Raw genomic sequence first — 7056 nt, 5'->3', positions numbered from 1 at the left:
CCGCCGCACGCTGCGGCTGCCCGGCGGCGCCGGGATCGCCGAGGTCCGCGAACGCCCCGGCGGCGGTCACTGGCTGGACTGCCGGCTGCATCTGACGGACCTGCGCGACCTGACCACCGCCAACCAGCGGATGCGCCGCCTCCTCGATCTCGACGCCGACCCGTGCGCCGTCGCCGAGCGCCTCGGCGCCGACCCCTCCCTCGCCCCCCACGTCGCGACCCGCCCCGGTCTGCGCATCCCCGGTGCCGCGGACCCCCATGAGACGGCGATCCGCACGGTGGTCGGAACGCCGGCCGCGAGCACACTCGTGACCGCGCACGGAGAGCCGCTCCCGGAACCGAGCGGTGGCCTCACCCACCTGTTCCCCCGCGCCCGGGACCTGACCGGCACCGGACACCCCGCGCTGCGCGCCCTGGCGGAGGCGCTCGACGAAGGCGACGTCGTGCTCGACCCCGGCGCCGACCGCGAGGAGACGGAGCGCAGGCTGCTGCGACTGCCCGGCATGGACGCCCGGACCGCCGCCCGGATCCGCATGCACGCCCTGGGCGACCCCGACGTCCTGCTGCCCGGCGACCCGGCGGTCCCCGCCGGCGCGGACACCGGGCGCTGGCGGCCGTGGAGCTCGTACGCGATGCACCACCTGTGGGCGGCCGCCGGCGTCCCGGCGAGCTGACCCGGCACCACCCGCGCCTCACCCGGACGGTCCAGCAACGCAGCGGCTCCGGCCCCCGTCGGCGCGAGAGTGGATGACGTCGCCATCCTCACGCCCCGGGAGTACCGATGACCACCCTCAACCGACGTGACCTCGGCCTGCTCGTCCTGCGCGTCGGGACCGGCGCCGTCCTCGTCGCCCACGGCACCCAGAAACTGTTCGGCTGGTTCGGCGGCGGCGGCCTGGAAGGCACCGCCAAGGGCATGGAGGCCATGGGCTTCCACCCGCCCAAGCAGAGCGCGATGGCCGCGGGCATCGCGGAGGCGGGCGGTGGCGTGCTCCTCGCCCTCGGCCTCGCCACTCCCGCCGCGGGCGCGGCGGTGACCGGCAACATGGCGGGCGCCGTCTCCGTCCACGCGCCGGCCGGGTTCTTCGCCCAGTCCGGAGGCTTCGAGTACCCGGCGTTCCTCGGCTTCACCGCCGCCGCCATCGGCGTCATGGGCCCCGGCCGCTACTCTCTCGACCACGTGACCCGCCACCGCTTCGACGGCCCGTGGGTCCTCGCGGGTGCCTTCGCCGCCAGCGCGCTCGCCGCGTCCGCGGTCGTCGGCAAGCGGGTGAAGGGCCAGATCGGGGCGGACGTGGACCCGACGGGCTCCGAGAAGGACCAAGGGGTCGACACCCTGGAGGACTAGGGAGCCCGGCCCGTCGGAGTCCCGTGGCCGGGTCATGACAGGATCATGTGTCATGACCCAACAGCGCCCGCCTTTCCCGCCGTTCGACCTCGACAGCGCTCTGGCCAAGGTCCAGGCCGCCGAGGACGCCTGGAACACCCGTGACCCGCACAAGGTCTCCCTCGCCTACACCGAGGACTCCGTCTGGCGGAACCGGGACGTCTTCCTGACCGGCCGTCAGCAGATCGCGGAGTTCCTCACGGCCAAGTGGGAGCGTGAGCTGGACTACGTATTGCGCAAGAGCCTGTGGTCCTTCCACGAGAACCGCATAGCCGTCCGCTTCCAGTACGAATGGCACGACGCCGAGGGCCGGTGGTTCCGCAGTTACGGCAACGAGCTGTGGGAGTTCGACGAGCGCGGCCTCATGAGCCGCCGTGAGGCGAGCATCAACGACGTGGCCATCGAGGAGTCCGACCGCCGCTACTTCGGGCCGCGCCCCGAGGACGAGCGCGGCCAGGGCCACGACATCCCCCTCCGGTGATCCGGGTCCGCCGGTACGGCCCGGCGGACGTGAGGGCCGACGGCACGGTGTTCCGCCGCGCGTCGGCGCTCACGTGGCCGCAGGGCCTCACTCGCCCCTGAGCAGGTCGACGGTCCCGGCCAGGCCCTCGTCGCCGTGGCCCTGGTCCACCCGCCTGCGCATCAGCTCCATGTAGGGCGTGAGGAGCCGGGGATCGACCGACTGGCCCTCGGCCGCGGCCAGGAGCGCGTCGTTCCCCGCCGACATCATGGCGAGATTGGAGGTGACGCCCTCCGTGTAGTCGCCGCTCTCCAGTTGGGCGGCCATCTCGTGCGTCATGCCGGTCATGGCGCCGAGCCATTCCGTGAGCAGGGCGGCGAAACCGGCCAGGTCGAGGTCCTTCTCGGGGCGCACCAGGGCGAAGGCGTGGGTGACGCCCGCGAACATCCCGGTCATCGCGCTGAGCAGGGCGATGTCGTGCAGTGCCGCATGGCCGGCGTCCTCGCCGACGTACTTCGCGCCGGCGGGAACCTCCAGCACCTCCCGATGGCGTTCGAACAGCGCGCGATCACCGCTGTAGAACACATGGCCGCCGGTCTCCGGCCGGCCGATCATCGGGGGAACGGCCATGATCCCGCCGTCCAGGAACCGGGCCCCGCGTTCCTCGGCCCAGGCCGCCCGCGACCGGGACCGGGCGGGCGTGTTGGTGGTCAGGTCGATCAGGTCCTTGCCGGTCAGGTCGACGCCGTCCAGGGTCTCGCCCACGGAGGCGTCGTCCAGGAGGCAGAGCACGACGGGACCGGTGGCCGAGGCCAGCGCCTCGGCCGGCGTCGCCGCCACCCGGGCGCCCTCGGCCGCCAGGCGTCCGGCCTTGGCCGGAGTGCGGTTCCAGACGGTCAGCGGGTGCCCTGCGGCGAGCCAGGCGCGGGCCAGGGCGGTGCCCATGTCGCCGAGGCCGAGGAGGGTGACAGGGGTTTTGGAGGAGGTGTGGTTGTCCATGTCCATCAGCCTCGTACGGGCACAGACCTTGATCAAGTACGCACTTTTTAGTGGGTGGTTACCTTTTGGTGAGTGCATGACCAGGCGCGACGCGTACGTGTGCGGCATCGACGCGGCGATCGACGTGGTCGGCGGCAAGTGGAAGGTCCTCGTCCTGTGGGCGCCGGCAGCCGGCCCCTGCCGGTTCGGTGAGCTGCGGCGCGGCATCCCCGGCGTCGGCGAGAAGGTTCTCGCCACCCACCTGCGGGAGTTGGAGTCCGACGGCATCGTCGCCCGTGAAGAGGACCGTCAGGGAGCGGTACGCCGCGTCACCTACGCGCTCACCCCGCTGGGCGTCTCCCTCGACGAGGCGCTCGGCCCTCTCGGCGCCTGGGGCAGGAAGCACCTGCTCGATGACCGGAGCCCGCACGACGACGTGTCCGACCGTTCGCGCTGACGGCCGGCTCCCCGTACGTCTCCCTCCGCCCACCCCCTCGTGCGCAGCGTGCTTGGGGGCGACACTCCAGAGGTGGTTCGAGGCCTGAACAGTGTTCTCCTCTACGGCCCGCCACAAGGCCCCAGCTGTGCGGAGCGGTTCGACGTCGCCAGGGAACACCTCGTCGCGCCTCGCCGGCGGGCGTGACCTCGCCTGCGGCACGTTCACCCCACCGGCCTCGGACTCGCCGTGGCCATCGACGGGTGCCGGCGGGGCGGTCCGAGTAGGCCCCGACGCTGCGGCCGGCCTACGGGTCCGCCCCGAGGACCAGCAGCCGTGTACCGCGGGCGCAGTACCTCCGCGGCCACTGCGGCATCGGCGGCAGCGCGAAGTGTCTGCGTCCGCCGGACGACCGGTGGCAGGTCCGGCGGACATGATCGGCGGACAGCGAGCCGTAACAGCAGAAGGAGCACCTCATGTCAGTTCGGTCCGTGCTTGCCGCACCGGCGGTCGCGCACATCTCCCTCCCCGTCGCCGCCGACGCCTACACCATGAGCTCCGGACGCCTCGGGGCCGTCGTGGCCGCGCTGCTGGGGCTGATGGGCGTGGTCGTCGGCGGGCTGGCACTGGCCCGCCCCGCGGGTCGCTCCGGCACCCGCGCCGGCACCGGGCGGAGCAGGGCCGTCGTGGCCCTGGGAGCGGGTCTGATCAGCACGGCCCTCGGGGGAGTGGTCATGGCCACCGCAGAAGGCGGACTCGGCACCGGCAACGGGCTGGGCGGGGCCGTGGTGGCCGCGCTGCTGGGGCTGATCGGCATCGTCCTCGGCGGGCTGGCCCTGGCCCGCATCCGCCGCACCGGCTGACGGGGCCCGCCCGCCGACGCTCACCACCGGACGGGCCCGGGCCTGCCCGCCGTCACCACCGCACGGGCAGCCTGCGCACGCCCCTGATCAGCAGCCCCGGCATCCACGGCAGATCCGCCTCGTCCGCGTCCTGCGCCAGGTCCGGGCAGCGTTCCAGCAGTGTGCGGAACGCGATCCGGCCCTCGAGCCGCGCGAGCGGCGCGCCCAGGCAGTAGTGCAGACCGTGACCGAAGGCGATGTGGCCGCGGGCGTCCCGGCGGATGTCGAACCGGTCGGGGTCCTTGAACCGCTCGGGGTCCCGGTCGGCGTCCGCCATGGTGATCAGGACGGTGGAGCCGGCGGGAATGGTCACCCCTCCGATCTCGACGTCCTCCAGCGCGAGGCGGTCCGTACAGGTCTCCACCGGACCGTCGTAACGGAGCATCTCCTCGATCGCTCCGTCGAGGAGCCCGAAGTCGGCCCGCAGCGCGGCCAGTTGCTCGGGGTGCGAGAACAGCGCCCGCATGCCGTTGCCGATCAGATTGACCGTCGTCTCGTGCCCGGCGATGAGCAGCAGGACGGACATGCCGATGAGTTCCTGCGGCGACAGCCGGTCCCCGTCGGCGTCCGCCGCGTGGATCAACGCGCTGAGCAGGTCGTCGCCGGGACGTGCCCGCTTGGAGCCGATCAACTCGGCCAGGTAGGCGGGCATCTCCTCGTAGGCCCGCGCCTCCGCCTCCGGGCTGGTGCGCGCCACCATCTCGTTGGACCAGCGCCGGAAGGCGTCCCGGTCGAGCTCAGGCACACCCAGCAGGTCGCAGATGACGGTCATCGGCAACGGGAAGGCGAAGGCAGCGATCAGATCCGCACGCCGCGACGGTTCCGCCAGCATGGCGTCGAGCAACTCGTCCGTGACCTGCTGGATGCGCGGCGCCAGCGCGTCGATGCGGCGCGGGGTGAAGCCCTTCGTCACCAGCCGCCGCAGCCGGGTGTGGTCCGGCGGGTCCGACATCAGCATGTGGGCGAGGGCAGGCTGGTCCTGGTCGGTGTTGATGATCTGGCTGACGTCCCCGGACTTGACCCAGTCCCGGCTCAGCCGCGGATCCGTGAAGGCGGCCCGAGCGGTGTCATGACCGAGGACGAGCCAGATCTCCTCGCCGTCGGGATCGAGCACCCGGTGCACGGGCGCCTCCGCCCGGAGCCGGGCGTAGACCGGATAAGGATCGCGGACGAAGTCCGGGCCGAATTCCCGCAGATCGACGATGGGCGTGGCCGCCATGTAATCCCCCAGTTCACGAGTCGAATCGCACGCTAACGCGAACGAGGGAGGGACGGACATCGGGTTTCGGTCAATGATCCGCCCCTGCCGTCAAGGCTCCGCGTCACGCTCGGGCGAGGACGCAGAACTCGTGGCTCTCCGGATCGGCCAGGCACCTCCACGGGACGTCGCCCTGGCCGACGTCGAGGTCGGTGGCGCCGAGGGCGTGCAGCCGGGCCACCTCCGCCTCTTGATCGTCGACGGGGTACCGCAGCAGGTCCAGATGGACGCGGTCCGGCCCGGTCCGCCCGCCGGGCGTGCGGAGGAACTCGAGATACGGGCCGACCTCCTTGGCGGAGCGCCACACCGCACGGTCGTCCGTGACCTCGTGCAGGGTCCAGTCCATCGCCTCGCCCCAGAACCGGGCCATGGCCCGCGGATCCGCGCAGTCGACCACCACCCGGGCGATCGGCCCGGTGTCCCGGTAGATCTCCCGAGGCTCCAGCACGCAGAACTCGTTGCCCTCCGGGTCGGCGAGGACCTTCCACGGCACGTCGCCCTGGCCCACGTCGGCGGGCCTCGCACCGAGAGACCGGAGGCGCGCGACCAACTCCGCCTGATGGGCCACGGAGGTGGTGGCGAGATCGAGGTGCACACGGTTTTTTGCCGTGGTTCTGGGTTCCGGGACGGCGATGACGTCGACGCAGACGGTGACCGGGTCCAGCCAATCGAAACCGACGGGTTTGACGGCGGTCGCGCCGGGTTCCTCGTCGATGACGCGCCAGCCGAGCGCCTCCCCCCAGAACCGGCCGACCGCCGAGCAGTCAAGAGCCTTTATGTTCACCAGAACGGGTCGCAGTGCCATGCGGCGATCCTATGGATCCGCTCGGGGACGACCTCCGTCGGCCGCCGAGCAGACATCCACTCGCTCACCGGCCGGAAGGCTCAGCCGCGTTGGTCGCCAGCCGCGACGCTCAACCACGCTGGAGGGGAGCGTGCCCGACGGCCGTCCCTTCACGGGGCCGTTCCGTCCCCCGATTCGGGATTTCAGCGGGACTGCCGGCTGGAGCGCCGTACGACCAGGTCCGGTTCCGGCACGGGCCGCCTCCGGACGACCGCTGACAGGCCCCGCCGCCCGGGCGAGCGTACGGATCTCCGCCACCTGGGCCCCAGAGCTGGCGGACGGCGCCGTCGGGGGATACCGCTGAGGCATGGCTGGGATCGAACTGCACACAGCAGCATTCAACGACCACGCACTCGTCCCGAGACGCTACGCACGGGACGGCGACAACATCTCCCCACCGCTGACCTGGTCCGGCGTGCCCGACGGCACGGCAGAGCTGCTCCTGCTCTGCGAGGACCCCGACGCCCCCTCCGGCACCTTCGTCCACTGGCTCGTCACCGGCATCAACGCGGCAGACGGTTCCGTGGAAGCCGGCGAAACACCCCCAGGCGGTACGCCCCGGACCAACGGCTTCGGGGAAACCGGCTGGGGCGGACCGCAACCACCCGTGGGCGACGAGGCACACCGGTACTTCTTCCGCCTCTACGCCCTGCCCGAGCCCGTGACACTCCCCGACAACGCCACCGCCGACGACGTCCACCGCGCCGTCGACAAGGCACAACTGGCCAGCGGCACCGTCGTCGGCCTCTACCAGCGCTGACCGGAACTGCGCGCCGGCACACACGGGACCGG

General features: G+C 72.3%; 9 protein-coding genes. 6 read left to right on the top strand and 3 right to left on the bottom strand.

Annotated elements, in window-relative coordinates:
* The 3 genes from ACWGH4_RS27645 to ACWGH4_RS27635 all read left to right on the top strand — a co-directional run.
* Nucleotides 1–673, top strand: a 673-nt coding sequence (locus ACWGH4_RS27645) for a DNA-3-methyladenine glycosylase family protein (RefSeq protein WP_453465738.1), incomplete at its 5' end; no start/stop codon positions are given.
* A 107-nt stretch (nucleotides 674–780) separates the two neighbouring features.
* Nucleotides 781–1347, top strand: a complete 567-nt coding sequence (locus ACWGH4_RS27640) for a DoxX family protein (protein ID WP_453465736.1) — start codon at nucleotides 781–783, stop codon at nucleotides 1345–1347.
* Nucleotides 1348–1399: 52 nt separating this feature from the next.
* Complete coding sequence (locus ACWGH4_RS27635; RefSeq protein ID WP_453465734.1) at nucleotides 1400–1867, top strand: nuclear transport factor 2 family protein; 468 nt, start codon at nucleotides 1400–1402, stop codon at nucleotides 1865–1867.
* An 87-nt stretch (nucleotides 1868–1954) separates the two neighbouring features.
* Here ACWGH4_RS27635 and ACWGH4_RS27630 read toward each other — a convergent pair whose 3' ends face one another.
* Nucleotides 1955–2845, bottom strand: a complete 891-nt coding sequence (locus ACWGH4_RS27630) for an NAD(P)-dependent oxidoreductase (RefSeq protein WP_453465740.1) — start codon at nucleotides 2843–2845, stop codon at nucleotides 1955–1957.
* Nucleotides 2846–2921: 76 nt separating this feature from the next.
* Between ACWGH4_RS27630 and ACWGH4_RS27625 the strand changes: the two genes are divergently transcribed.
* Nucleotides 2922–3281 (top strand): winged helix-turn-helix transcriptional regulator, encoded by a 360-nt coding sequence (locus tag ACWGH4_RS27625; protein WP_453465732.1) that lies wholly within the window; start codon nucleotides 2922–2924, stop codon nucleotides 3279–3281.
* 455 nt (nucleotides 3282–3736) lie between these two features.
* Entirely contained in the window at nucleotides 3737–4123 is a 387-nt protein-coding gene (locus ACWGH4_RS27620) for a DUF6223 family protein (protein ID WP_441262098.1), read from the top strand.
* A 52-nt stretch (nucleotides 4124–4175) separates the two neighbouring features.
* Here the strand turns inward: ACWGH4_RS27620 and ACWGH4_RS27615 are convergent, their stop codons facing one another.
* On the bottom strand, nucleotides 4176–5381 hold the full coding sequence (locus tag ACWGH4_RS27615) for a cytochrome P450 family protein (RefSeq protein ID WP_453465730.1): 1206 nt from the start codon (nucleotides 5379–5381) through the stop codon (nucleotides 4176–4178).
* A gap of 103 nt (nucleotides 5382–5484) precedes the next feature.
* Complete coding sequence (locus ACWGH4_RS27610; protein ID WP_453465728.1) at nucleotides 5485–6225, bottom strand: VOC family protein; 741 nt, start codon at nucleotides 6223–6225, stop codon at nucleotides 5485–5487.
* A gap of 346 nt (nucleotides 6226–6571) precedes the next feature.
* Between ACWGH4_RS27610 and ACWGH4_RS27605 the strand changes: the two genes are divergently transcribed.
* Nucleotides 6572–7024 (top strand): YbhB/YbcL family Raf kinase inhibitor-like protein, encoded by a 453-nt coding sequence (locus ACWGH4_RS27605; protein ID WP_453465726.1) that lies wholly within the window; start codon nucleotides 6572–6574, stop codon nucleotides 7022–7024.
* Nucleotides 7025–7056: the final 32 nt, after the last annotated feature.

It is taken from the genome of Streptomyces sp. NPDC054847 (assembly GCF_053610925.1).
The sequence above is the reverse complement of the archived record's forward strand: the minus strand, read 5'-3'. Positions and strand labels throughout refer to the sequence as shown.